Source organism: Massilia sp. GCM10023247 (genome assembly GCF_042653325.1).
In the GTDB taxonomy this organism is placed as follows: Bacteria; Pseudomonadota; Gammaproteobacteria; order Burkholderiales; family Burkholderiaceae_D; genus Telluria.
Genome location: NZ_JBHSIB010000009.1, coordinates 154,733 through 179,414, shown reverse-complemented (window position 1 = coordinate 179,414; position 24,682 = coordinate 154,733). Strand labels below are relative to the sequence as shown.

Here is a 24,682-nt window from a genome sequence, read left to right as displayed (position 1 = left end):
GCTAAGCGCGGCGGCGCAGCGGTGAGCCGGCTTCGACGCGATTGCGCCCCGCATGCTTGGCCCGGTACAGCGCCTGGTCGGCACGCGCCAGCGCCGAGGCCAGGTCTTCCTCCGGCTCGATCACGACCAGGCCGATGCTGACCGTCATCGTGTAGCAGTTGCCGCAAGTGAGCAGCTGGGTCTCCATCACCGCCTGGCGCAGGCGCTCGGCCGCGCGCAGCGCGCCCGCGAGGTCGGTGCCGGGCAGCGCCAGCGCGAATTCCTCGCCGCCCATGCGCCCCAAGATGTCGTACTCGCGCAGGGACTGCCCGCAAGCGAGGGAAAACTTCAGCAGGGCTTCGTCGCCGGTGGCATGGCCAAACCGGTCGTTGATCTGCTTGAAGTGGTCGATGTCGAGCATCAGCAGCGCAATCGGCTGGCGCTGGCGCAGGGCCTGCATGCGCGCTGCCTCGGCCCGCTCGAAGAAGGCGCGGCGGTTCAGCAGGCCCGTGAGGTCGTCGGTGGTGGCCAGGCGCTCCATGCGCGCGTCGTCGCGTTCCTTGCTCATCAGGAGGAAGCCGAAGCCGTTGACGATCAGGAGCATGTAGCCGGAAACATGGGCCAGCGATTGCAGCGAGCGCGCCTGCGCGCCATCGCCCATCGCCACCACGCCCCAGAACGCCAGCGCGCCGCCGAACACGACGTCGTTGAAACCGATCAGGCGCTGCAGCGAGGTCGGGCGCGGCAGCCGCGGGTGCAGCAGGACGGCGCCGACCAGGAAGGAACCGATGCCCATGATGGCGGACATGCTGGCACGCATCGGCGCGGAAGACACGCCGGTCATCGGCGCCGCGCAGGCCAGAAGCAAGCCCAGCAGCGCCACCGGCACGAGATAGCGGCGCAGCTGCGGATAGCCGAAAAAGGCGGCGTAGGCCGCCAGCTCGAGGGTGAGGCCGGCAGTCCAGCCGGCCGATTCGATCACGGCCAGCAGGGTCATGCCGCTGGCCGGGCGCGCGCAGGCAAGCAGCTGGGTGGCGCCCAGGACCATGCGCGCCCACATCCAGGTGCGCAAGCCCGGCGTGGGCAGGGTGCCGCGCATGTAGGCAGCCATCAGCAAGGCAATCGCCAGGTTGCCGATGCCGACTGCCAGCATGTAAGTGTGAAGTTCGATCACTGCGTGTTCCTCGTAACAGGCTGCGCCCGGAGCGATGTCCGGCAGGGTGATGATGGCGGGCAAGTACCGCCAATCATGTTAAACAGCTAACGAGTGTTTCCTGAAAGAACTTATAGTACACGCTTTGCGCAAAGCGGACTGCACGATTGCGCTTTTTAGTACTGACGCTCGAGACGAGATACAACACCGCCGGTTTTGCCGGCACTGGTGCGCTGGCCTATGCACAGTGAATAAAAAAGCCGGGTCCATGCAGTTGCATGGCCCGGCTTGTTGTCGAGCGCCGTCGGCGGTTTATTTGCGTCCGGCTTTCGGCTTGCTCTTGATGGTCGACAGGATAGCCGGACGCACACCGGCGGGCGCGGCGGCGGCCACCGGTGTGCGCTCGACCTTGCGCCGGGTGGCGGCCGCCATCGACGGCATCTGCCTCGGCACCGGCCCCGGCATCCCGCCGGGGCGCTTGCGCTCGACGCCAGGCACCGCGGCGGGCACCCCTGCCGGCCGCTTGCCTGCCGTGCGCGCGCCGGTTTCGCGGCTGCCCGCTTCCTGGGCCCCATCCTCGGACGGATGCCAGGCCGGCACCAGGTGGCGTTCGCCGTTGCCGATCAGGTCGCCACGGCCCATTTTGACCAGGGTCTCGCGCAGGATCGGCCAGTTCTCCGGATGGTGGTAGCGCAGAAACGCCTTATGGGCTTTTCTCATCTTGCCGCTGCGCGCCGTTTCCACCACTTCCGAATCCTCGGTCACTTTTTTCAGCGGATTCTTGCGGCTGTGGTACATGGTCGTCGCCATCGCCATCGGCGTCGGCGTGAAGGTCTGCACCTGGTCGAGTTTAAAATTGTTCTTTTTCAGCCACAGGGCCAGGTTCAGCATGTCCTCGTCGGTCGAGCCCGGGTGGGCAGCGATGAAATACGGGATCAGGTACTGCTTCTTGCCGGCCTCGAGCGAATATTTTTCGAACAAGCGCTTGAACTCGTCGTAGGCGCCGATGCCCGGCTTCATCATCTTCGACAAGGTGGCTTGCTCGGTGTGTTCCGGCGCGATCTTGAGCAGGCCGCCCACGTGGTGGGTGACCAGTTCCTTCACGTATTCCGGCGAGCGCACGGCGAGGTCGTAGCGCAGGCCCGAGCCGATCAGGATTTTTTTCACGCCGGGAATCGCGCGCGCCTTGCGGTACAGCTGGATCAGCTTGCTGTGGTCGGTACCGAGGTTGCTGCAGATGGTCGGGTACACGCAGGACAGGCGGCGGCAGGATTCCTCGATGCTTTTTTCCTTGCACGCGAGGCGGTACATGTTCGCGGTCGGCCCGCCCAGGTCGGTGATCGTGCCGGCGAAATTCTTGGTCGTGTCGCGAATGAGCTCGATTTCGCGCAGGATCGACGGCTCCGAACGGCTCTGGATGATGCGCCCTTCGTGCTCGGTGATCGAGCAGAAGGTGCAGCCGCCGAAGCAGCCGCGCATGATGTTGACCGAATAGCGGATCATTTCCCAGGCCGGGATGTGGGCCTTGCCGTAGCTCGGGTGCGGGGCGCGCGCATACGGCAGGTCGTAGACGTTGTCCATCTCGTCCATGGCGAGCGGCAGCGGCGGCGCGTTCAGCCACACGTCGCGCTCGCCGTGGGATTGCACCAGCGCCCGCGCATTGCCCGGATTCGACTCCAGGTGGAACACGCGCGAGGCGTGCGCATACATCACCGGGTCCGTGCTGACGGTGTCGAAGCTCGGCAAACGGACCACGGTCTTTCTCGCCTTTTCGCGGGCGGCGGCCTGCCGCTCCTCGCGCGTCATGATCACGACCGGTTTCAGCACCGGCTCCGGCGCGGCATTGTCGAGCGCACAGGCGGCCGGGTCTTCCAGCGCCATGGCGTACGGGTTCGGCTGCTTGTCGATGCGGCCCGGCACGTCGACGCGGGTCGAATTGTGGACCGACCATTCTTCGTCCGGCAGCCAGCCGTTCGGCACCAGGAAGGCGGTGCCGCGCAGGTCGCGGATATCCTTGATGTTTTCGCCGGCGGCAATGCGGCGCGTGAGGTCGACCAGCGCGCGTTCGGCATTTCCGAAGATCAGCAAATCCGCCTTCGATTCGAACAGCACCGAACGGCGCACTTTATCCGACCAGTAATCGTAGTGGGCGATGCGGCGCAGCGAGGCTTCGATCGAGCCGATCACCACCGGCACGCCCGGATAGGCTTCGCGCACGCGCTGGGCGTACACGGTCACGGCCCGGTCCGGCCGTTTGTTCGGCTCGGCGTTCGGGGTATACGCGTCGTCCGAGCGGATCTTGCGGTCGGCCGTATAGCGGTTGACCATCGAATCCATGTTGCCGGCCGTGATGCCCCAGTACAGGTTCGGCTTGCCGAGCGCGCGGAAGGGCTCGGCCGAGTGCCAGTCCGGCTGGCTGATGATGCCGACCCGGTAGCCCTGCGCTTCGAGCAGGCGGCCGACCAGCGCCATGCCGAAGCTCGGATGGTCGATGTAGGCGTCGCCGGTGATCAGGATCACGTCGCACGAATCCCAGCCCAGCGCCTCCATTTCGGCGCGGGTCATCGGGAGGAAGGGCGCGGCAGGTGCGCGGCTGGAGCGCTTGGGGACGCTCGCGAAAAGATTCGATGGGGAGTTCATTGGCCGGTATTCTACCGGAAAACGCTATCGGCCGCTCTTCCTCGCCCTAAAAAATGGCTTATCTATCAATGACTTGTGGTTGAGCAGACGGCTCAAATTCCCATGCTTGCGAGAATGTTGCCGAGCTGCTTCAGCGCCGCCGACACGGTCGGATGGCGCGTATCGAAACGCGCGCTGAGTTCCTGGGTACGCGAAGCGAGGCCATAGGTGTTGGCGTCGAGGTCGGCTTCGGCGCGGCGCTCGAGCACCTGCTTGATGTCGCCGTCGAGCTGGCGCAGCAGCATCTGCAGCTCTTCGTCCACCTCGCCGGTGTCGGCCAGGCTGCGGTGCAGGCTTTTCAGGTGCGCCTTCAGGTTCGAATCGTTCTCGTTCAGCATGTCGGTTCTCGCTTAATTGTTGCCTAATTGGTGAAGCGGGTGTCGAGGTACAGCTGCTCGACCTGCTCGCGCGCCCATGGGGTGCGGCGTAAAAACTTCAGGCTCGACTTGATGCTCGGATCTTTCTGGAAGCAATTAATGTCGATCCGGCGGCCGAGCCCCTCCCAGCCATAGTGGTCGACCAGGCGGGTTAACAGGGATTCTAAAGTAATACCGTGGAGGGATTGAGCACTCATCGCTGGGGTTCTGTTTGGGAATGGGATCAGGTGCAGGTTATACACCGGATCGGGGTATGCGCGGGCACGAAAAAAACGCGTGGGTTCAAGAGCCCACCCTACAAAACCGGTTCGTAGGGCGGGCACTCGTGCCCACGCGGTACAACGTCACATCACGTACAAACGGATTACTGCCCCGTCAAGCCGCGACGCTCCAGGAGCGGCTGCACCTGCGCATCGCGCCCGCTGAAATTGCGGTACATCTGCATCGCGTCGAGCGTGCCGCCGCGCGAGAGCAGGGTCTTGCGGAAGTGGTCGCCGTTCTTGCGGGTCAAGCCGCCGTTTTCCTTGAACCAGTTGACGGTGTCGGCGTCGAGCTTCTCGGCCCACAGGTAGCCGTAGTAGCCGGCCGAATAACCGCCCGAGAAGGTGTGCGAGAAATAGGTCGTGCGGTAGCGCGGCGGCACCAGCGCGAAGTCGACGCCGGCCTTTTTCAGGGCTTCCGCTTCAAACGCGAGGACGTCGGTCGGGATCTGCGATGGGCTCAGCTGGTGCCAGGCCTGGTCCAGCAGCGAGGCCGCCAGGTACTCGGTGGTGCGGAAGCCTTCGTTGAACTGCTGCGATGCCTGCACCTTATCGAGCAGCTCCTTCGGCATCGGCGCGCCGGTCTGGTAGTGCTTGGCGTAGTTCGCCAGCACTTCCGGCCAGGCCATCCACATCTCGTTGACCTGCGACGGGAACTCGACGTAGTCGCGCGGCACGCGCGACAGGCGCGGGTATTTCACTTCCGAGAACATGCTGTGCAGCGCATGGCCGAACTCGTGGAAGGTGGTGCGCACTTCGTCGTAGGTGAGCAGGGTCGGCTCGCCCGCGGCCGGCTTGGCCACGTTCAGGTTGTTCGCGATCACCGGCTTGGTACCCAGCAGTTTGCTTTGCGGGACCCAGGCATTGGCCCAGGCGCCGCCGCGCTTGTTCGAGCGGGCATACGGATCGAACGTGAAGATTGCCAGTTGCGAGCCGTCGGCATCGAACACGTCGAACACGCGCACGTCCTCGTTATAGGTCGGCAGATCCTTGCGTTCCTTGAAGGTCAGGCCGAACTCCTTGTTGGCAGCGAAGAAGACGCCGTCCTGCAGCACGCGGTTCAGCTCGAAATACGGGCGCAGCTGGCCGGCGTCGAACGCGTAGCGCTGCTGGCGCACCTTGTCGCTGTAGAAGGCCCAGTCGTGGGCGGCGGCCTGGAAGCCACCCTTCTCGGCATCGATCGCCTGCTGGATCTCGGCCGCCTCCTTCTTCGCATTGTTCACGGCCGGCTTGGCGAATTCGGCCAGGAGGCTGTTGACGGCTTTCGTGTTCTTCGCGGTCTGCTCTTCCAGGTTGTAGGCTGCGTAGTTCGGGTAGCCCAGCAGGACGGCGCGTTCGGCGCGCAGCTTGGCGATCTGCAGCACTTCGTCGCGGTTGTCGAATTCACCGCCGCGCGAGCCGCGTGCCATGGAGGCGGCCAGCAGCTTTTCGCGGGTGGCGCGGTTGGTCAGCACCGACAGGCCGGCCTGCTGGGTCGTGTTCACGACGGGGATCACGAACTTGCCGTCCAACCCGCGCTTCTTCGCTTCAGCGGCGGCGGCATCGATCTGCTTGTCGGTCATGCCGGCCAGCTCGGCGCGGGTGTCGACGACCAGGGCCGAAGCGTTCGATTCCTTCAGCACGTTCTGGGCGAACGCGGTCTGCAGGGTGGCGAGCTGGCTATTGTAGGCTTTCAGCTTTTCCTTGTCGGCGGCGGACAGCTTGGCGCCGGCGCGCACGAAATCGGTATGGTAGCGCTCGAGCAGGTAGTTTGACTCGGCGTCGAGTTTGAGCTTGCTGCGCTTGTCGTACAAGGCCTTGATGCGCGCGTACAGTTTCGGGTTCAGGCGGATCGCGTCGTTGTGCGCGGCCAGCTTCGGCGACAGTTCCTTCTGCAGCGCCTGCAGGGTGTCGTTGGTGTACGAACCGGCCAGGGTGCCGAACGCGGCCTGCACGCGGTTGAGCAACTGGCCCGAACGCTCCATGGCGACGATGGTGTTGTCGAAGGTCGGCGCCGCCTTGTTGTTGGCGATCGCCGCCACTTCGGCCGCTTCCTGGCGCATGCCTTCCATGAAGGCCGGCGCGAAGTGCTCGTTCTTGATCTGGTTCCAGGCCGGATAGTTGAACGGCAGCGTGCTTGGCTTGGCGAACGGGTTCGAGGCGTCGAAGGCGGTGGCCGGCTGGACCTGCGCGGCCGGCGCGGCAGGGGCGCTGGTCTGGGCATGGGCCATGCTGGCGACGGCGAGGCTGACCGCGGCCAGCAGGATGTGAGAACGGTTCATGGTTTCTCTTCTTATGATAGGTACGATGAAAAACGCGGACCTGGTGTTAGCAGGGCCGCGTCAGGTTGACTGCGATTAGTTAGCGGTCAGGCCACGGCGTTCCAGCAGCGGCTCGATGACCGGATCGCGGCCACGGAAGGCGCGGTACATCTCGGTCGCGTCCATGGTGCCGCCTTTCGACAGCACCATCTTGCGGAAGCGGTCGCCGTTCTTGCGGTTCAGGCCGCCGTTTTCCTTGAACCACTCGCCGGCGTCGGCGTCCAGGCGCTCGGCCCACAGGTAGCTGTAGTAGCCGGCCGAGTAGCCGCCCGAGAAGGCGTGCGAGAAGTAGGTCGAGCTATAGCGCGGCGGGACCGGGCCGACATCCAGGCCGGCGTCCTTCAGTGCCTGGGCTTCGAATGCCTTGACGTCGGTCGGGATGGCCTTCGAGCCGAGCTGGTGCCACTTCTGGTCGAGGGCGGCAGCGGCCAGGTATTCGGTCGTCCGATAACCCTCGTTGAAGCGCTGCGAGGCGCGCAGTTTATCCAGCAGTTCCTTCGGCATCGGCTCGCCGGTCTGGTAGTGCTTGGCGTAGTTGGCCAGCACTTCAGGCCAGGCCATCCACATCTCGTAGACCTGCGACGGCAGCTCGACGTAGTCGCGCGGCACGCTGGTGCCCGAGAAGCGTGGGTATTTCACGTTCGAGAACCAGCCGTGGGTCGCGTGGCCGAATTCGTGGAAGGTGGTGCGCACTTCGTCCCAGGTCAACAGGGTCGGCTCGCCGGCAGCCGGCTTGGTCAGGTTCAGGTTGTTGGTGATGACGGGCTTCTGGCCCAGCAGTTTGCTCTGGCTGACCAGGGCGCCCATCCAGGCGCCGCCGCGCTTGTTCGGGCGCGCGTACGGGTCGAAGGTGAAGATGGCCAGGTGCTTGCCGTCGGCTTCGAAGACGTCGAACACGCGCACGTCCGGATCGTAGACCGGCAGGTCCTTGCGCTCCTTGAAGGTGATGCCCCACAGCTGATTAGCGGCGAAGAAGGTGCCGTTCAGGACGTTGTTGAGTTCAAAGTAAGGCTTGAGCTGGTTGGCGTCGAAGGCGTATTTCGCGGTGCGCACCTTGTCGCTGTAGTAGTTCCAGTCGTAGGCGGCGACCTTGAAATTGCCCTTCTCCGCATCGATCACCTGCTGGATCTCGGCCGCTTCCTTGTTCACGTTGCGCACGGCCGGCACGGTGAGATCGGCCAGCAGTTTATTGACGGCGCCGGTGGTCTTCGCGGTCTGGTCTTCCAGCGAATAGGCAGCGTGGCTTTCGTAGCCGAGCAGCTCGGCGCGTTCGGCGCGCAGCTTGGCGAGCTTGAGGACGACGTCGCGGTTGTCGTACTCTCCGCCGCGCGAGCCGCGCACCATCGAGATGTTCAGCAGCTTTTCGCGGGTGGCGCGGTTGCTCAGCACCGACAGGGGCGCCTGCTGGGTGGTGTTCACGACCGGGATCACGAACTTGCCCTCCAGGCCGCGCTTCTTCGCTTCGACGGCTGCCGCTTCGATCGCTTTCGGCGGCAGGCCGGCCAGCTCTTCACGGGTGTCGACGACAAAAGCGGAGGCGTTCACTTCCTTGAGCACGTTCTGGCTGAACTGGGTCTGCAGGGCGGCGAGCTGGCTATTGTAGGCTTTCAGCTTTTCCTTGTCGGCGGCGGACAGCTTGGCGCCGGCGCGCACGAAGTCCTTGTTGTAGCGCTCGATCAGGAACTTCGATTCGGCGTCCAGGTTCAGCTTGTTGCGCTGGTCGTACAAGGCCTTGATGCGCGCGTACAGCTTCGGGTTCAGGCGGATGGCGTCGTTGTGGGCAGCGAGCTTGGGCGCCAGTTCCTTGTCCAGGGCCTGCAGGGTGTCGTTGGTGTAGGAACCGTTCAGGGTGCCGAACACGGCCTGCACGCGGTTGAGCAGCTGGCCCGAGCGCTCCATGGCGACGATGGTGTTCTCGAAGGTCGGCGCGGCCTTGTTGTTGGCGATCGCTTCGACCTCGGCCGCTTCCTGGCGCATGCCTTCGGCGAATGCCGGCGCGAAGTGTTCGTTCTTGATCTTGTCGAATGCCGGGTAGCCGTACTGCAGGGTGCTTGGCTTGGCGAACGGGTTCGATGCTTCGAGGAGCGAGGCCGGCTGGGCGTAGGCCAGGTTGGCGACTGCGACGCTGGCAGCGAGGATCAGCATGTGAGGACGGTTCATGGAGTCTCTATTGATGTTGTTGCTATTGAAAAAATAAAAAACCCACGCGCCACCGCAGGGCGGCGCGTGTTCATTCGGTGAACGGATCGATCGGGTAGCCCGCTCAGTTCCCCGTCAAGCCCCGGCGCTCGAGCAGCGGCTCGATGACCGGATCGCGTCCGCGGAAATTGCGGAACAAGTCCATCGCCTCGGCGGTACCGCCGCGCGACAGCAGGGTCTTGCGGAAGTGGTCGCCGTTCTTGCGCGACAGGCCGCCGTTCTGCTCGAACCACTGGACGGTGTCGGCGTCGAGCTTTTCGCTCCACAGGTAGGCGTAGTAGCCGGCCGAGTAACCGCCGTTCATCGAGTGCGAGAAATAGGTGGTGCGGTAGCGCGGCGGCACCGGCGCGAAGTCGACGCCGGCCTCCTTCAGGGACTTGGCCTCGAAGGCCAGCACGTCGTTCGGGATCTGGGCCGGGGTCAGCTGGTGCCAGCGCTGGTCGAGCAGGGACGCCGCCAGGTATTCGCTGGTCATGAAGCCCTGGTTGAACTTCTTGGACGCGACCACCTTGTCGAGCAGTTCCTTCGGCATCGGCGCGCCGGTCTTGTAATGTTTCGCATAGTTGGCCAGCACTTCCGGCCAGATCGCCCACATCTCGTTGACCTGCGACGGATACTCGACGAAATCGCGCGGCACATTCGTCCCCGAGAAGTGCGGGTACTTCACGTTCGAGAACATGCCGTGCAGCGCGTGGCCGAACTCGTGGAACATCGTGCGCACTTCGTCGTAGGTGAGCAGCGCCGGCTCGCCGGCGGCCGGCTTCGGGATGTTCTGATGGTTGCCCACCACCGGTTTGCGGCCCAGCAGGTGCGACTGCGACACGTATTCGTTCATCCAGGCGCCGCCCTGCTTGTTGCCGCGTGCGTAGGGGTCGAACAGGAAAATCGCCAGCGGCTTGCCGTCGACGTCGAACACGTCGAACACGCGCACATCGGGGTCGTACACCGGCAAGTCCTTGCGTTCCTTGAAGGTGATGCCGTATTCCTTGGTGGCGGCGAAGAACACGCCGTTCACCAGCACGTTGTTCAGCTCGAAATACGGGCGCAGCTGGTTTTCGTCGAAGTTGTACTGGGCAGCGCGCACCTTGTCGCTGTAGAAGGCCCAGTCGTGGGCGGCGATCTGGAAGCCGCCTTTCTCGGCATCGACGATCTTCTGCATCGCCGCCGCTTCCTTCTTCGCGTTGCCGATCGCCGGCTTGGCCAGCTCGGCCAGCAGTTTATTGACGGCGGCAGGGTTCTTCGCCGTTTCCAGTTCCTGCGAATAGGCCGCGTAGTTCGGGTAGCCGAGCAGGGTGGCGCGCTCGGCGCGCAATTTGACCAGTTTCAGCACCAGCTCGCGCGTGTCGAATTCGCCGCCGCGCGCGCCGCGGTTCATCGACGCGGCCTGCAGGCGCTCGCGCACCGCGCGGTTGGTGAGACTGGCCAGCGGCGGCTGGATGGTGGTGTTGGCGAGCGTGAGCACGTACTTGCCGTCCAGGCCGCGCTTTTTCGCTTCAGCGGCGGCGGCCGTGATCTCGGCGTCCGACAGGCCGGCCAGTTCTTCTCGGGTGTTCACCACCAGCGCCGAGGCATTCGCTTCCTTCAGCACGCGCTGCGAGAAGTCGGACTGCAGCGAGGCGATCTGGCCGTTATAGGCTTTCAGCTTTTCCTTGTCGGCGTTCGACAGCTTGGCGCCGGCGCGCACGAATTCCTTGTAATAGCGCTCGAGCAGGAATTTCGCTTCCGCGTCCAGGCCCAGCTTGTCGCGCTTGGCGTGCAGGGTCTCGACGCGCTTGAACAGCTTCGGGTTCAGGTAGATCGCGTCGTTGTGCGCCGCCAGCTTGGGCGACATTTCGCGGTCGACCGCGTCGAGCCGGTCGTTGGTATTGGCCGTTTGCAGGTTCGAGAACACGGCCGCCACGCGCGCCAGCATCTGGCCCGAACGCTCCATGGCGACGATGGTGTTCTCGAAAGTCGGGGCTTTCGGGTTGTTGGCGATGCCCTCCACTTCGCGCAGCTGTTCGCGCATGCCGGCTGCATAAGCAGGCAGGAAGTGCTCGTCCTTGATCTTGTCGAAGGCCGGGTAGTTGAACGGCAGCGGGCTTGGCGTGGCGAAGGGATTCGATGCGTCGAGCACTGTGCCGGAACTGGCCGGCGCGGTAACGGGTGCTGGGGCGGGAGCTGCATGGGCCGCCCCGACGAAGGCGAGGCTGGCTGCGATGATGAGCATTTGTGGACGTTTCATGGTCTCTCTCATGAACTCGAAAGGGCTGCCCGCGGGATCGCCGCCGACAGGTGCGCGCCAGATCATAGCAGGCTTATTGCTGCGTCGGCACGCTGGAAACAATCCCATACAAAGTTGTATAGACATTCTCGCCGCCATAGCAGAAACGCGCCGTGGTAGCATCGCAGTGTTCCGACACCCCTCCTTCCATGGTCCCCATCTTTCGTTCTTCGTATGACGCCATCGTCGTCGGCAGCGGGCCGGGCGGCGCCAGCACCGCGCGCGAGCTGGCGCGCGCCGGCATGCGCGTGCTGGTGCTCGAGCGCGGCGGCGCCGAACCGCTGACGGGCACGGTCACGCAGATGGCGTCCATGGCCGCCGTTCCCGGCAAGGGCGCCTACCTCCACCGCGACGCCTCGCTGCTGGTGGCCGGCATCACGGCTGGCGGCAGTTCGGCCATCAATTTTGCGACGGCCGCCCCGCCACCCCGGACCATGTTCGCGCGCCATGGCATCGACCTGGCGCCGGCCCTGGCGCAACTGGGCGCCGAACTGCCGATGGCACCCCTGCCCGACTCGCTGGTCGGCCCGATGGCCGCGCGCATGATGACTGCGGCGCGCGCCATGGGACTCGACTGGCACAAGCTGGACAAGATGATCCGGCCAGACAGCTGCCGCAGCGGCTGCTGGCGCTGCGTCTACGGCTGCCCCTTTGGCGCCAAGTGGACGGCGCGCGATTTTCTCGATGAGGCGTGCACGCTGGGCGCGCAGCTGGTCGAGCGCGCCCGCGTGCTGCGCGTGCTGGTGGAAGATGGACACGCGGCCGGCGTCGAAGTCGACGTGGGCGGCAAGGCCCGCCTTGTGGCGGCACCGCTCGTCGTGCTCGCCGCCGGCGGCATCGGCAGTCCGCGCCTGCTGCACGCATCAAGCCTGGGGCCACGCGAATCTCCCTTCTTCAGCGATCCGGTGGTGGCGGTGATGGGCAGCGTCGACGACATCGACGGCGGCGCCGAGGTGCCGATGGCTGCCGGCATGAGCCTGGTCGATGAGGGCATCGCGCTGGCCGACCTGACCCTGCCGCAGCCGATGTACGCGGCGTTTGCGGCGCAAGTCGGGCGGGTCGACCGCCTGTTCGCGCACCGCCGCACCCTGTCGATGATGGTCAAGATCCGCGACGAGATCGGCGGCAGCATCGGACCGCGCTGGGCCGATAAAACGCTGCAGCCGGGCGACCGCCGCAAGCTGGCCCACGGCATCGGCATGGCCAAGGCGATCCTGCGCGAAGCCGGCGCCCGTCACCTCTTTACATCCTGGCATTTCGCGGCGCACCCGGGCGGCAGCGTGCGCATCGGCGACGGTGTCGATGCGCATTTGCAGACCCAGACACCGGGACTGTACGTGTGCGACGCCTCGGTGATTCCGGAGCCATGGGGATTGCCGCCGACCTTGACCTTGCTGTGCCTGGGCAAGCGGCTTGGGGAGCGATTGGGAAGCAAGGCAATGTAGGATGAAGTATTCGTGCAGCCCTACCCTCGCATGCGCTACTTCCCTGCACAAGGCGCGCTCATCAAGACTGCGTGCTACCGGAGCGTTTTCACGGACGTATTGACATCCAAAGTTGAATCAACAGGTCCGTGCTACCATCGGATGCACGTTTGATATCCTATCGCCGGGCTCCTTATGATCGCCAGCACTGCCGCGGATATCCAGCGTCGACTCGACGACCTGCTTGATCATTTGCCCGCAGGTGTCGTCGTGCACGGCGCGGACGGCCGTATCCTGCATGCTAACCGGCTTGCCTGCGAACTGATCGGGCAAAGCCCGGAGCAGCTGCGTGGCACCGTTTCCAACAGTACCGCCTGGCACTTCCTGTGCGACGACGGTCATCCGATGCCGCCCGAGCAGTTCCCCGTCAACCTCGTCCTGCACACCGGCCGCCAGCAGTCGCAGGTCGTCGTCGGCATGTGCAGCGAGGGATCGGAATCGGTACGCTGGGTGATCTGCAACGCCTATCCGGAAATCGGTATCGACGGCCTGCTGTGCAGGGTCGTCGTGTGCTTTACCGATTGCACTGCGTTGAAACAGGCAGAACAAAGGCTGCAAAAATCCGAGGAACGCCTGCGCCTGGCATTGCAGGGTTCGACTGACGCTCTCTGGGATTACGATCTCGTCAAGAACGAAGTGTTTTACTCCGAGCGCTGGTGGAACATGCTTGGCTATCTGCCGGGGGAGCTTGGCTGCCATACCGGTCTCTGGCAGGAGCTGATGCATCCCGACGACAGAGCGCGCCTGACCGATTACTGGAACGACCTGCTCGAAGGCGACCGCGAAACCTACAGCGTCGAGTGGCGCCTGCGCCATCGCGACGGGCATTACCTGCCTATCCTGTCGCGCGGGTTCGTTACCCGTGACCCCAGCGGCAAGGCCCTGCGGGTGTCGGGCACCAACACCGACCTCACCGAGCGCAAGCTTGCCGAGCAACGGATTTACGAACTGGCCAATTTCGATCACCTGACCGGCTTGCCGAACCGCCGCTTGCTGGTGGAGGAACTGGACAAGGCACTGGCCCGCAGCCAGCGCTCGGGACGCATGGGCGCCGTCATTTTCCTCGACCTGGACAATTTCAAGCTGCTCAACGATACGATGGGTCATGATGTCGGCGACATGCTGCTGCGCCAGGTCGCCGAACGGCTGCGCGACTGTGACCAGCTCGCTCGCCTTGGTGGCGACGAGTTCGTGCTGGTGCTCGAAGAGCTCGGCAAGGACCTGCACGAGGCCGTGGCCGAAACACACCACGTCCTGGAAAAACTGCAAGCCGTGATGGGTCAGGCGTATCACCTGAACGGGCGGCAGTTCCTGAGCACGCCAAGCATCGGCGTGGCGCTCTTCGACTGTACCTCGACCGAGATCGACACCCTGCTCAAACAGGCCGATCTCGCCATGTACCGCGCCAAATCGGAGGGGCGCAACACTGCCCGCTTCTTCGATCCCTACATGCAGGCAGCAGCCGAGCACCAGGCGGCGCTTGAGCACGCCCTGCGCGCGGGCCTCTCCGAGCAGCAGTTCGTCCTGTTCTGCCAGCCCCAGTTCGATGGCCAGGGACAGCTGGTCGGCGCCGAGGTGCTGGTACGCTGGCGCAACCCCGGTGGCCAGCTGCTCGCGCCCGACGAATTCATCGGCTTGGCCGAATCCTCGGGGCTGATCGTCCCGCTGGGCCAGTTCGTGCTCGAGGAAAGCTGCCGCGCGCTGGCACGCTGGCGCACGGACCGCACGCTTGCCAGGCTCGAACTTGCGGTCAACATCAGTGCACACCAAATGCGCAGCGACGACTTTGCAGGGAAAGTGGCCGACATCCTCCAGCACACCGGCGCGCCAGCCGACAGGTTATGCCTGGAGCTCACGGAAAGCGTCTTCGCGGAAAACGTCTCCGAGATCATTGCCCACATGCGGGAGCTGTGCAGCCAGGGCGTGCGTTTTTCGCTGGACGACTTCGGCACCGGCTACTCGTCGCTCGCTTACCTGCGGCGCTTTCCGCTGACGGCATTGAAGATCGACCGCTCATTCGTGCACGACGTGCACCTGAATCCGGATGCGGTTCCGATCGTGGAGGCCATTATCGCCCTGGCGCGCAAGCTCAAGCTGGACATCGTCGCCGAAGGGGTGGAGCACGAAGCGCAGCGCAGCTTCCTGGTCGATGGCGGCTGCGGCACACTGCAGGGCTACCTGTTGGGCAGGCCGGTGCCGATCCGGGAGTTTGAAAGGATGTACAGCGGTGCCGGTCACGCCTGACCGGTACGGCGTGCCGTGGCAGGCAGGGGTCGGCCTCGACGCGGCGTGCTACAGGGCGCAGGTACGAAACCCGACGAACATATCGTCGCGCCAGGGCCTATAAAAATTGCGGAAATGGGGCGAGCGCAGGCGCGCCGGCGTCGCGAACGAAGCCCCGCGCAGGGTCTGGCAGCTGCCGAAAGACGGCGCCGAGTATTCGCGGTAGCGGTCGGCCGTGAAACCGGCGTAGGGTTCGAAAGGCGACGCCGTCCATTCCCACAACTGGCCCCAATGGAAGCCGGGCGGGTTTGACGTCGCCGCGACCTCCCACTCGTCTTCCCGCGGCAGGCGCCTTCCGGCCCAGCGGCAGTAGGCCTCGGCTTCGTACAAGCTCACATGGCGCACCGGCGCGGCCGGATCGAGCGCGACGCGGCTGCCGAATTCCAGGGTGTGCCAGTCCGTGCTTGCCGCTTCGCGCTGCCAGTAGCGCGGCGCGGCGCGTTCACTTTCCTTCAGCCATGCCTGTCCGGCCGCGCTCCAGTACGCGGGGCACGCGTAGCCGCCATCGCCCATGAAGGCGAGATAGGCCGCATTCGACACCAGGCGAGCGTCGATCGCGAACGGGCCGAGCGCGCACACGGCCGCCTGCCTTTCGTTGTCGAACACGAAGCCGCGCGCCTGCTCACCGCCGCGCAGGAAGCGGGCAGCGCCAAAGGCGATCTCGCCGCTGGCAGCCCGCGCCTGCTCCACGGCAGGGAAAGAAGCAGGCGCGGCGGCTCCGAGCGTCTGCAAGGTGTACAGCAGGGCTTCGCCATGCATGTCCTCGTGCGCCAGCGCCAGGCGCAATGGGTACAGGGCCGCGTCGTCGTGGGGTGTGCGCGCCAGCCGTTCGCGGATCCGGTCCAGCACGTCGCCGCAATACTGCTTGATCACACTTGGTGCGGGCAGGTCGAGCGCCCAGCGGCTGGCGTGGACCACTGTGTTCGAGTCGAACCAGCGGTCGCCGCTCTCCAGCAGAGAGGGCCCGCGGGCAGCGCCCGGCGCGCTGCTGGCGGCCTCGCGCAGGACAAACCATTCGGCGAACCAGGACACGTGCCCGAGTTCCCACAGCGGCGGATTGAGGATGGCCAGGCGCGGTACCCGGGCCGGTCCGTCGTAGCCGGCGCCGGCCAGGGCATCGAACAGGGCCAATGTCTGCCGGCGCGCGTCCTGCAAAGCGACGTCGAGCGCGGGCGCGCCCATCCGGCGAAACGATGCATGGTGGGTAGTCATGCGCCCATTGTAAAAGGAATCAATAATGCGGCGGCCGCTCGTTGACCGGATTCTGCTGCCCGGCCTCGCGCAGGGTACGCAGGTGCTCGCCCAGGGTGTTCACCATGGTTTCCAGTTGATCAATGCGGCGCGCCTGCTGGTACACGGTGGTGTTCAGGGAATCGACCAGGTCTTCCATGTGCGCCAGCTTGATTTCGATATCGACAAAACGGTCTTCGTGTTCCACGGCGGTTCCTGGCATGTTTAAAAAAGTGGCGGCATTATGACAGCAGCTTGCCGGCATCCGGCTTGGGCGTATTCAGCAAGGCCTTCAGGCTGGCCAGGCGGTCCTTGGGACTGATGATTTCCGATTCCTTGGGGGCCGCATCGCCCTCGTCGAGCGCCATCTCCTTGATGAAGCGCGACGGGTCGCAGTGGACCAGTTCGCCGGCGCGCTTCCTCTTCTTGCACCAGGTGACCTGCAGCGTGCGCTGGGCGCGCGTGATGCCGACGTACATCAGGCGCCGCTCTTCCTGGATGCGCGCGGCGATCTTTTCGATCGGGTCGTCCGGGTCGCCCTTGTGCGGCAGGATGCCCTCTTCCACGCCGACCAGGTAGACGTGCGGATATTCCAGTCCTTTCGAGGCGTGCAGGGTCGACATGCGCACCGCGTCCTGCTCCTCGTCCTTGCCCTCGAGCATAGACATGAGCGCCACCATCTGCGTCAGTTCGAGCAGGTTCTTTTGCTCGCCGGTGCCGTCGCGTCCGCCGTTGCCGCGCTCCTTGAGCCAGTTAATAAACTCCATCACGTTCTGCCACTTGCCCTGGGCCGCGCGGTCGTCGAAATTCTCGTACAGGTAGTGCTCGTAGTTCATCTCTTTCATCATGTCGTCGAGCACCTCGGCGGCCGCTTCGCCGCTGCCGGACGGGCCCGGACGGCTGGCGCGCGATTCGAGCTCGTTGATGAAGCGGCAGAAGTCGCGCAGCGGGTGCAGCTGGCGGTCCTGCAATTTCGCCTCGATGCCGCCTTTTAAGGCAGCTTCGAACAAGGAACAGTTCCACTGCTTCGAGAATTCCCCGAGTACTTCCAGCGTGCCCATGCCGACGCCGCGTTTCGGCGTGGTGACGGCGCGGATGAATGCGGGGTCGTCGCCCTCGTTGGCGATCAGGCGCAGGTAAGCGATGATGTCCTTGATTTCGGCCTTGTCGAAAAAGCTCTGGCCGCCGGAAATCGTGTACGGAATGCGTTCCTTGCGCAGCGCCTGCTCGATGATGCGGGCCTGGTGGTTGCCGCGGTACAGGATCGCAAAATCGGCCCATTTATTTTTGCGCTGAAAATGGTCCGACGAAATCATGATCGCGACCTGGTCGGCCTCCTGCTCGTCGCTCTGCATGCCGAGCACCTTGATCGGCTCACCCAGGCCGTGTTCCGACCACAGGGACTTTTCGAAAATCTTCGGGTTGTTGCCGATCACGGCATTCGCCGCCTGCAGGATGCGCGTGGTCGACCGGTAATTCTGCTCGAGTTTAATCACGCGCAGATCCGGGAAGTCGGTCTGCAAGGTTTTTAAATTTTCGACCGAGGCGCCGCGCCAGGCGTAGATCGCCTGGTCGTCGTCGCCCACCGCCGTGAACATCGGCTTCTTGCCGAGGCCCGTCACGAGCAGCTTGACCAGCTCGTACTGGCAGGTATTCGTGTCCTGGTACTCGTCCATCAGCAGATAGCGCAAGCGTCGCTGCCAGCGGTCGCGGATCGATTCGTTGTTGCGGAACAGCTCCACCGGCAGCCGAATCAGGTCGTCGAAATCGACCGCCTGGTAGGCGGCCAGGGTGGCGACATAGCTGCGGTAGATGCGGCCGGCCTGGGCCTCGTCTTCGTCCTTCGCATCGCGGATCGCATCGTCCGGATCGACCAGGCCGTTCTTCCACAAGGAGATGCAATTCTGGATGCGGCGGATTTCCTGTTTATCGGTGGTGAGGCCGAGGTCGGACACGATGGTATAGCAGTCGTCGCTGTCCATGATCGAAAAGCGGTCCTTCAAGCCGACGCCGGCCGCTTCCTGGCGCAGGATCTTGACGCCCAGCGAGTGGAAGGTCGACACCGTCAATTGCTTGGCCTGCTTGGGCTGTTTCAGCAGCTTCGCGATGCGCTCCTGCATCTCGAGCGCGGCTTTATTCGTAAACGTCAGCGCCGCGATCGTGCGCGGGTCATAGCCGCAGTGCTCGATCATGTACGCGATCTTTTGCGTGATCACCCGCGTCTTGCCCGAGCCGGCGCCAGCCAGCACCAGGCAGGGGCCGTCGAGGTAAAGCACGGCTTCGCTTTGCGGCCCGTTCAGGCCGAACTTTGGTGCGTTGGACATGGGAAATATTCTTGAAGACAGCCGACCATTGTAACGAAGCCGCAGGGGCTGCGCGCTACAATGTTCAGCATGAAAAAATTGCTTATTTTTGCAGTGGCGACGGGCTTGGCGTGGAGCCTGGCGCTGCCTGCGCTGGCGCGCCCGCTGCTGGTCGCTGCCGCCAGCGATCTCGGCTATTGTATCGACGAACTGGTCGGCGCGTACCGGAAAACCGCACCTGATGCCGAGCTCAAGGTGTCGCTTGGTGCGTCTGGCAACTTTTTTGCACAAATTCGCAACGGTGCCCCATTCGGGGTGTTTTTGTCGGCCGACATGGACTATCCGCGCCAGCTCGCCAAGCTCGGCGCGGCCGACGGCAGCACGCTGGTTCCCTATGCCGTCGGCCGCATTGCGCTGTGGTCGCTCGACCCGGCAATCGACCCGGCGCGCGGGCTGGCGGCCCTGGTGCAGGATCCGCGCGTGGCGCGCCTGGCCATCGCCAACCCGGTCACTGCGCCCTATGGCCGCGCCGCCAAGGCGGCACTGGAACGGGACGGCCTGTGGGCGGCGGCCCAACCGAAAATCGTGGTCGGCGAAAACATTGCCCAGACCGCGCAATTCGTCCAGACCGGCAACGCCCAGCTCGGCATCGTGTCGTTTGCGACCCTGCACGCGACCAAACTGAAAGGCGTCGGCCGTCATGCGCTGATCCCGCAGACGGGCCTGGCGCCGATCGAACAGGGCGCCATCGTCACCCGCGCCGGAGAACAGCAGCCGCATGCGGCCGGCTTCGTGCGTTTCCTGTCATCACCGCAGGCACGCGCGATCCTGGCGCGCAACGGCTTCGACCTGCCGCCGGGCGCGACCCGATGATCGATACGCAGTTCACGGCCGCCTTGTGGGACGCCATCGGGCTGACCCTGCGGCTGGCCGCCGTCACCTCCATCGTCCTGCTGATCATCGGCATTCCGCTGGCCAATTGGCTCAACAACAGCAAGATGCGCGGCATCATTTTTATCGAGACCCTGGTCAGCCTGCCGATCGTGCTGCCGCCCACCGTGATCGGCTTTTATTTGCTGATGCTGATGGCACCCCAGCAGCCGGTCGGGGCGGCCTGGACCAGCGTGTTCGGCCATCCGCTGCCGTTTTCGTTTGCCGGGCTGGTGGCGGGATCGGTGATCTACAGCCTGCCGTTCGCCGTGCAGCCCTTCCAGGCAGCATTTCGCGGCGTCGGGCGCGACATGGTGCAATCGGCGCTGGCGCTGGGCCTGACGCGCCGCCAAACCTTCTGGGCGATCGTGATGCCGCTGTCGAAACACGGCATCCTGACCGGCGTCTCGCTCAGCTTTGCGCACACGATGGGCGAGTTCGGCGTCGTGCTGATGTTGGGCGGGAACATTCCAGGACAGACGCGGGTGGCCTCGATCGCGCTCTACGATGAAGCGCAAAAGTTGAATTACGGCGCGGCGCACGCATATGCGCTGGTGTTGCTGGCAATTTCCTTCGCCATTTTGATCGGCATTGCATTTTTGCAGCGCAGGCAGAATGCGATCCTGCTGTCCAACTAAGAGCGCGTTTTTGAAGCGCCTAACAAAACCTTCAGGGCAAGGCGCGGCGTCGAAGACAGTACGCCTGTACGGCGAGACGCTGCAACGCAGCCATGGAGGTTTTGTTAGGCGCTCTCAATCGCCTGCATCGGCTACCATGCGCCTTTGGCGCCACCCTCTACAAGCACGAGAACCAATGATATTCGAACACCTGATTGAAATTAACGACCCGATGAACCCGCTGGCCCACACGATCACGCGCGAGCAGCTGTGGCGCGGGCTGGTGATTCGCGCGGAAATGCCGAAGCTGTTCATCCCGCATCTCGACGAGTGCACCATCGGCGAGCGCGAAAGCGGCGTGTTCAAGCGCCGCCTGCGCTACGGCGACCTGATCGTCGAGGACACGGTGCTGTTCACGCCGCTGCAGGAAGTGCGCTACGACGTGCCGGCCCAGGGAGAAATCAACGCCTCGAGCCTGACCATGACGATCGAGTCGCCCGACCAGTACCAGCTGTTCGTGCGCTTTTGCTACGACGACGGGATGGGCGAAGCGCTCGACCCGGCCAGCCAGATGTATGCCGAATTCAAAAAATCGGCCTACCAGGAAGCCGATATCGACACCGTGCGCATCGTGCGCCAGATGGCCGAGCAGGGCAAGCTGGATGCGAGTTATTTGAATTGACGCCGGCGGTGCGGGCGCCGGGGCGGGGCCCCGGCACAAGCACCCCTGCAGTTCAGGTCCCCGGCTCCGAGTCGGCCGCATCGGTGCGGTTCGCCCCCTTCGCCAGCTCGGCCGCCAGGTCGCGCAAGGCCGTGCGCACGCCCTCCTCGATCACCGGGTGATAAAACGGCATGTCGAGCATTTGCGGCACCGTCAGGTGGGCCTGCACCGCCCAGGCCAGCAGGTGGGCGATGTGTTCCCCGCGCGGCGCGATCATCTCCGCGCCCAGGAAACGGCAGCTGCCGTATTCCCCATACACCCGCAGCATGCCCTTGTTCTGCAACATGACCCGGCTGCGGCCCTGGTTTTCGAACGAGACCTTGCCGATCGCGAACTTCGGCCGCCCGTCCTCGCACAGCGCGCGGTAACTCTTGCCGAGCGTGGCGATGTTGGGTTCCGTAAAAGCGATGCCGAGCGCCGTGCGGCGCAGGCCCGGCCGCACGTCCGGGTAGCGCCCCGCATTTTCTCCGGCGATCTTGCCGTGGTCGGCCGCCTCGGCCAGCAGCGGCAGCTCGTTGTTCGCGTCGCCCGCGATGAAAATATGACTGTTCCCGCACTGCATGGTGCGGCTGTCGAAGACGGGCACGCCGTTCTCCTGCAGCGCCAGGCCGGTTTCCTCCAGCCCGAGGCCGTGCACATTCGGCCTTCGGCCGGTCGCGACCAGCACGCGGTCGAAACGCGCGCTGGACTCCTTGCCGAGCGCGTCGCGGATGGTCAGCAGGATCTGGTCGCCCTGCTGTTCTGCGCGCACCACTTCGGTCTGGAAGTGCAGGTCGAGTTCTTCCGACAGGGTGCGCATGGCCGCGTGCAGCACCTCGGGGTCGCTCAGCTGGGCGACGCTGCCGCCGCGCGCGAACAGGCTGGTGCGCACGCCCAGGCGGCTGAGCGCCTGGCCCAGCTCCAAGCCGATCACGCCGGTGCCGATCACGGCCACCGAGCCCGGTAGATCGTCCCAATAAAACACGTCGTCGCTGGTGACGACGCCGGGCCCGACATCCTGCAGCTGCGGCAGCATCACCGGCGCCGAGCCGGTGGCGATCACGATGCGCTGGGCTTCGATGTCAAGCTGCTCGTCGATGCGCAGGGTATGCGGCCCCGTGAAGCGGGCATGGCCGCGGATCCGGTCTTGTTCCGGAAAATCCTCGACGCTGTCGAGCACGAAGCCGACGAAGCGGTCGCGCTCGCGCCGCACGCGCTCCATGACGGCGCGCCCATCGATGCGTTTTTCGCCGGGATGGACGCCGAAGCCGGGCGCCACGTCGAGCATGTGGGCGGCGTCGGCCGCGGCAATCAGGAGTTTGCTGGGCATGCAGCCGACCCGGGCGCAGGTGGTGCCGTAAGGCCCGCTTTCGATGACGACCGTGCGCGCGCCCTGCGCTTTGGCGGCGCGGTAGGCCGACATGCCGGCGGTGCCGGTGCCGATCACGGCGACGTCGACTTGTAGTGTGTTCATGTTGTTCCCCATCGTGTACGCCAAACCATACGCCGTTTTGCGATTAAATGTCGAGCGGGTCCACTTCCAGCGACCAGCGCACGCGCGTCTTCATCGCGCGCAGCAGGGATAACCACTCCTTGAGGAAGGCCTGCAGCGCCGGGCGCGACGGCGACTCGACCAGCAGCTGGGCGCGGTCGACGTTGTACACGCGCGTCATCGTCATCGGGATCGGATCGTTGATCGTCACCATATCAGTTGGAAGAATGTCGCGCGCTTCTTCGAGAAAGGCGATCGCGGTCGCCAGCTCCGGCGCCTCGGCGCGCAGCAGCGCCTGGTACATGTAGGGCGGCAGCGCGGCCTGGTGGCGCTCTTCCAGCAGGTTCATGGCGAAGCGGTCGTAGTCGTGGCGCACCACGGCCGAATACAGCGGATGCTGGGCGTAGCGGGTCTGGATCAGCACCTCGGACGCGAGACCTGCACGCCCGGCGCGGCCCGCCACCTGCATCAATTGCGCGAACAGGCGCTCGCTGGCGCGATAATCCTGCGAGAACAGGGCCGTGTCCGGGTTCAGGATGCCGACCAGGGTCAGCTTTTTGAAGTCGTGGCCCTTGGCGACCATTTGCGTACCGATCAGGATGTCGACTTCGCCGCGGTGGACCGTGTCGAAGGCTTCCTGGGCGCTGCCCTTCTTGCGCGTGGAATCGGCGTCGATGCGCAGGATGCGCGCCTGCGGGAACATCGCCGATAAGCCTTCCTCGAAGCGCTGGGTGCCGCGCCCGAGTGGCTGCAGGTCGACGTTGCCGCAGGTCGGGCAATGGCGCGGGATGCGCAGTTCCAGGCTGCAGTGGTGGCAGCGCAGCCGGTGTTCCGGCTTATGCAGCACCATGAACGAGGTGCAGCGCGTGCAGTTGCTGATCCAGCCGCAGGCTTCGCAGGTGATCACGGGCGCATAGCCGCGCCGGTTCAGGAACAGCAGCGACTGCTCGCCGCGCTCCAGGCGCTGGCGCAGGGCCGCCAGCAGGCCGCTGGTGAGGCCGTCCTTCGGCTTGTCGCGCTCCATGTCGAGCAGGCGCACGCTCGGCAGCACGGCGTCGCGCACGGCGCGCTCGCGCAGTTGCAGCAGTTCGTAGCGCCCGGTCTGGGCGTGGTGCCAGCTTTCCAGCGACGGCGTCGCCGAACCGAGCACGATCGGGATGGCGAGCTGGCGCGCGCGCCACACCGCCAGGTCGCGCGCCGAATACCGCAGTCCTTCCTGCTGCTTGTACGAGGGGTCGTGTTCCTCGTCGATCACGATCAGCTGCAAATGCGGCAGCGAGGCCAGGATCGCCAGGCGCGTGCCGAGCACGATGCGCGCGTGGCCCTGGTGCGCGGCCAACCAGTGCAGCATGCGCTCCCCTTCGGACAGGCTGCTGTGCAGCGTGGCCAGCATCAGGCCTGGGAAGCGCGCGCGGATGTTGCCCTCGAGCTGGGGCGTGAGGTTGATCTCGGGGACCAGGATCAGGATCTGCGCCTGCGGGTCGCGCGCCAGCACCTGGGCGCAGGCCTGCAGGTAGACCTCGGTCTTGCCGCTGCCGGTGACGCCGTACAGCAGCGCCGGCGTGAAGCCGGTGGCGCCGCCGATGGCGTCGGCCGCCTCTTGCTGGGACGGATTCAAGGGCGGCATGTCGACCGGGGCCGGGTCGCCGGGCGGGGGCAACTTCGCCATTTTTTTCAGGGCGCGGTCGAGGGCGACGGTGCTCGGTACCCGCAGGTTCTTCGGCAGGCCCGGCAGCGCCACTTCGCCCAGCGGACGCTGGTAGTAGTCGGCTGCGAAGCCGGCCAGCGCCAGCCATTGCGGCGACAGGGGCGTCAACTGGTCGCGCACGGCGATCGCGTTCTTCAATTTGTCGGCCGGGACATCGCTCTCGGCGGCGATGGCGACGATCAGGCCGACGACCTCGCGCCGCCCGAAACTGACCAGCGCCAGCTGGCCCACCTGCGGCGCAACATCGCCTTCATACGGCCAGCCATAGTCGAACACGCTGTTGAGCGGCGTGTCGAGGGCGATTTGAAGAATGCAGTACGACAATCTTGACCTTATTCTTGAGGCTGTGGACAACTTTGTGGAGAAAGAAGGGCTTGACCCGTGGAGAAGTTTACGTTAAGTCAAACCCGCTGTGATTCACAGAAAACCAAGGAGAAATAACTCATTCAAATTCAATGACTTAGCATCATCAAAGTAGTCCACAGCAACTACCTTACCCTGCCGCAACGATTGTGTATAACTGTGTTTTTGCTTCCTGTAAATTGCCATGGGCTGTGACGATTTAAACAATTATCTGCGATGCATATGATAAGTGCCGGTAAACACAGGAATTTTTATTGATGAGCCATCCAGCCTGTTGATAACTTTGTGAACAAGGGTGCACAAGCTATCATTTCTGTTACGTAAAAATCGCTTCCCGCCGGTCATTTCTCGTGCATGCAGAA

The 24,682-nt window shown here is 64.6% G+C and carries 17 protein-coding genes; 5 read left to right on the top strand and 12 right to left on the bottom strand.

What is annotated here, in order from left to right; genetic code table 11:
* Position 1 precedes the first annotated feature (1 nt).
* The 7 genes from ACFPAH_RS08690 to ACFPAH_RS08660 all read right to left on the bottom strand — a co-directional run bounded on the left by ACFPAH_RS08690 (position 2) and on the right by ACFPAH_RS08660 (position 11,171).
* Positions 2-1,153, bottom strand: coding sequence for a sensor domain-containing diguanylate cyclase (locus tag ACFPAH_RS08690; protein WP_379743715.1), 1,152 nt, complete (start codon positions 1,151-1,153; stop codon positions 2-4).
* A gap of 291 nt (positions 1,154-1,444) precedes the next feature.
* A complete protein-coding gene (locus ACFPAH_RS08685) occupies positions 1,445-3,697 on the bottom strand; it encodes a YgiQ family radical SAM protein (protein WP_379743965.1) in 2,253 nt (750 codons plus the stop codon).
* 167 nt (positions 3,698-3,864) lie between these two features.
* Positions 3,865-4,149, bottom strand: a complete 285-nt coding sequence (locus ACFPAH_RS08680; RefSeq protein WP_379743712.1) for a DUF4404 family protein — start codon at positions 4,147-4,149, stop codon at positions 3,865-3,867.
* A 23-nt stretch (positions 4,150-4,172) separates the two neighbouring features.
* Positions 4,173-4,385, bottom strand: a complete 213-nt coding sequence (locus ACFPAH_RS08675) for a VF530 family DNA-binding protein (protein ID WP_379743709.1) — start codon at positions 4,383-4,385, stop codon at positions 4,173-4,175.
* 167 nt (positions 4,386-4,552) lie between these two features.
* Positions 4,553-6,709, bottom strand: coding sequence for a M3 family metallopeptidase (locus ACFPAH_RS08670; protein ID WP_379743706.1), 2,157 nt, complete (start codon positions 6,707-6,709; stop codon positions 4,553-4,555).
* A 75-nt stretch (positions 6,710-6,784) separates the two neighbouring features.
* Entirely contained in the window at positions 6,785-8,908 is a 2,124-nt protein-coding gene (locus tag ACFPAH_RS08665; protein WP_379743703.1) for a M3 family metallopeptidase, read from the bottom strand.
* Positions 8,909-9,011: 103 nt separating this feature from the next.
* The gene (locus ACFPAH_RS08660; RefSeq protein WP_379743700.1) at positions 9,012-11,171 is read right to left on the bottom strand and encodes a M3 family metallopeptidase; all 2,160 of its coding nucleotides are present in this window, start codon (positions 11,169-11,171) and stop codon (positions 9,012-9,014) included.
* Positions 11,172-11,359: 188 nt separating this feature from the next.
* On the opposite strand from ACFPAH_RS08660, the gene ACFPAH_RS08655 reads away from it, so the two are divergent.
* On the top strand, positions 11,360-12,655 hold the full coding sequence (locus ACFPAH_RS08655) for an FAD-dependent oxidoreductase (protein WP_379743697.1): 1,296 nt from the start codon (positions 11,360-11,362) through the stop codon (positions 12,653-12,655).
* A gap of 174 nt (positions 12,656-12,829) precedes the next feature.
* Positions 12,830-14,938: an EAL domain-containing protein gene (locus tag ACFPAH_RS08650; protein WP_379743694.1), complete on the top strand. Its 2,109-nt coding sequence runs from the start codon at positions 12,830-12,832 to the stop codon at positions 14,936-14,938.
* A 48-nt stretch (positions 14,939-14,986) separates the two neighbouring features.
* Here the strand turns inward: ACFPAH_RS08650 and senA are convergent, their stop codons facing one another.
* From senA to ACFPAH_RS08635, 3 genes are read right to left on the bottom strand one after another with little or no spacing between them, the layout of a single operon-like run.
* Entirely contained in the window at positions 14,987-16,189 is a 1,203-nt protein-coding gene (senA, locus tag ACFPAH_RS08645) for a selenoneine synthase SenA (RefSeq protein ID WP_379743691.1), read from the bottom strand.
* A gap of 19 nt (positions 16,190-16,208) precedes the next feature.
* Positions 16,209-16,415 carry a SlyX family protein gene (locus tag ACFPAH_RS08640; protein ID WP_379743688.1) on the bottom strand — a complete coding sequence of 69 codons (207 nt, stop codon included), beginning with the start codon at positions 16,413-16,415 and terminating at the stop codon, positions 16,209-16,211.
* Between the two features lie 34 nt (positions 16,416-16,449).
* Positions 16,450-18,531, bottom strand: a complete 2,082-nt coding sequence (locus ACFPAH_RS08635; protein WP_379743685.1) for a UvrD-helicase domain-containing protein — start codon at positions 18,529-18,531, stop codon at positions 16,450-16,452.
* A gap of 69 nt (positions 18,532-18,600) precedes the next feature.
* On the opposite strand from ACFPAH_RS08635, the gene modA reads away from it, so the two are divergent.
* The 3 genes from modA to ACFPAH_RS08620 all read left to right on the top strand — a co-directional run bounded on the left by modA (position 18,601) and on the right by ACFPAH_RS08620 (position 20,739).
* Positions 18,601-19,383 (top strand): molybdate ABC transporter substrate-binding protein, encoded by a 783-nt coding sequence (modA, locus tag ACFPAH_RS08630; RefSeq protein ID WP_379743682.1) that lies wholly within the window; start codon positions 18,601-18,603, stop codon positions 19,381-19,383.
* Positions 19,380-20,078 carry a molybdate ABC transporter permease subunit gene (gene modB / locus ACFPAH_RS08625; protein WP_379743679.1) on the top strand — a complete coding sequence of 233 codons (699 nt, stop codon included), beginning with the start codon at positions 19,380-19,382 and terminating at the stop codon, positions 20,076-20,078. Before modA ends, modB begins: the two co-directional genes overlap by 4 nt.
* Positions 20,079-20,253: 175 nt before the next feature.
* Positions 20,254-20,739 carry an SRPBCC family protein gene (locus ACFPAH_RS08620; RefSeq protein ID WP_379743676.1) on the top strand — a complete coding sequence of 162 codons (486 nt, stop codon included), beginning with the start codon at positions 20,254-20,256 and terminating at the stop codon, positions 20,737-20,739.
* A gap of 52 nt (positions 20,740-20,791) precedes the next feature.
* Here the strand turns inward: ACFPAH_RS08620 and ACFPAH_RS08615 are convergent, their stop codons facing one another.
* Both ACFPAH_RS08615 and ACFPAH_RS08610 read right to left on the bottom strand, forming a co-directional pair.
* On the bottom strand, positions 20,792-22,231 hold the full coding sequence (locus ACFPAH_RS08615) for a dihydrolipoyl dehydrogenase (protein ID WP_379743673.1): 1,440 nt from the start codon (positions 22,229-22,231) through the stop codon (positions 20,792-20,794).
* 43 nt (positions 22,232-22,274) lie between these two features.
* Complete coding sequence (locus tag ACFPAH_RS08610; protein ID WP_379743670.1) at positions 22,275-24,281, bottom strand: primosomal protein N'; 2,007 nt, start codon at positions 24,279-24,281, stop codon at positions 22,275-22,277.
* Positions 24,282-24,682 lie beyond the last annotated feature (401 nt).

Coding starts and splice junctions, on each gene's coding strand:
- ACFPAH_RS08685 (WP_379743965.1), bottom strand. CDS start 3,697: ATGACCCGCGCCGAAATGGAGGCGCTGGGCTGGGATTCGTGCGACGTG.
- ACFPAH_RS08680 (WP_379743712.1), bottom strand. CDS start 4,149: ATGCTGAACGAGAACGATTCGAACCTGAAGGCGCACCTGAAAAGCCTG.
- ACFPAH_RS08675 (WP_379743709.1), bottom strand. CDS start 4,385: ATGAGTGCTCAATCCCTCCACGGTATTACTTTAGAATCCCTGTTAACC.
- ACFPAH_RS08670 (WP_379743706.1), bottom strand. CDS start 6,709: ATGAACCGTTCTCACATCCTGCTGGCCGCGGTCAGCCTCGCCGTCGCC.
- ACFPAH_RS08665 (WP_379743703.1), bottom strand. CDS start 8,908: ATGAACCGTCCTCACATGCTGATCCTCGCTGCCAGCGTCGCAGTCGCC.
- ACFPAH_RS08660 (WP_379743700.1), bottom strand. CDS start 11,171: ATGAAACGTCCACAAATGCTCATCATCGCAGCCAGCCTCGCCTTCGTC.
- ACFPAH_RS08655 (WP_379743697.1), top strand. CDS start 11,360: ATGGTCCCCATCTTTCGTTCTTCGTATGACGCCATCGTCGTCGGCAGC.
- ACFPAH_RS08650 (WP_379743694.1), top strand. CDS start 12,830: ATGATCGCCAGCACTGCCGCGGATATCCAGCGTCGACTCGACGACCTG.
- senA (WP_379743691.1), bottom strand. CDS start 16,189: ATGACTACCCACCATGCATCGTTTCGCCGGATGGGCGCGCCCGCGCTC.
- ACFPAH_RS08635 (WP_379743685.1), bottom strand. CDS start 18,531: ATGTCCAACGCACCAAAGTTCGGCCTGAACGGGCCGCAAAGCGAAGCC.
- modA (WP_379743682.1), top strand. CDS start 18,601: ATGAAAAAATTGCTTATTTTTGCAGTGGCGACGGGCTTGGCGTGGAGC.
- modB (WP_379743679.1), top strand. CDS start 19,380: ATGATCGATACGCAGTTCACGGCCGCCTTGTGGGACGCCATCGGGCTG.
- ACFPAH_RS08620 (WP_379743676.1), top strand. CDS start 20,254: ATGATATTCGAACACCTGATTGAAATTAACGACCCGATGAACCCGCTG.
- ACFPAH_RS08615 (WP_379743673.1), bottom strand. CDS start 22,231: ATGAACACACTACAAGTCGACGTCGCCGTGATCGGCACCGGCACCGCC.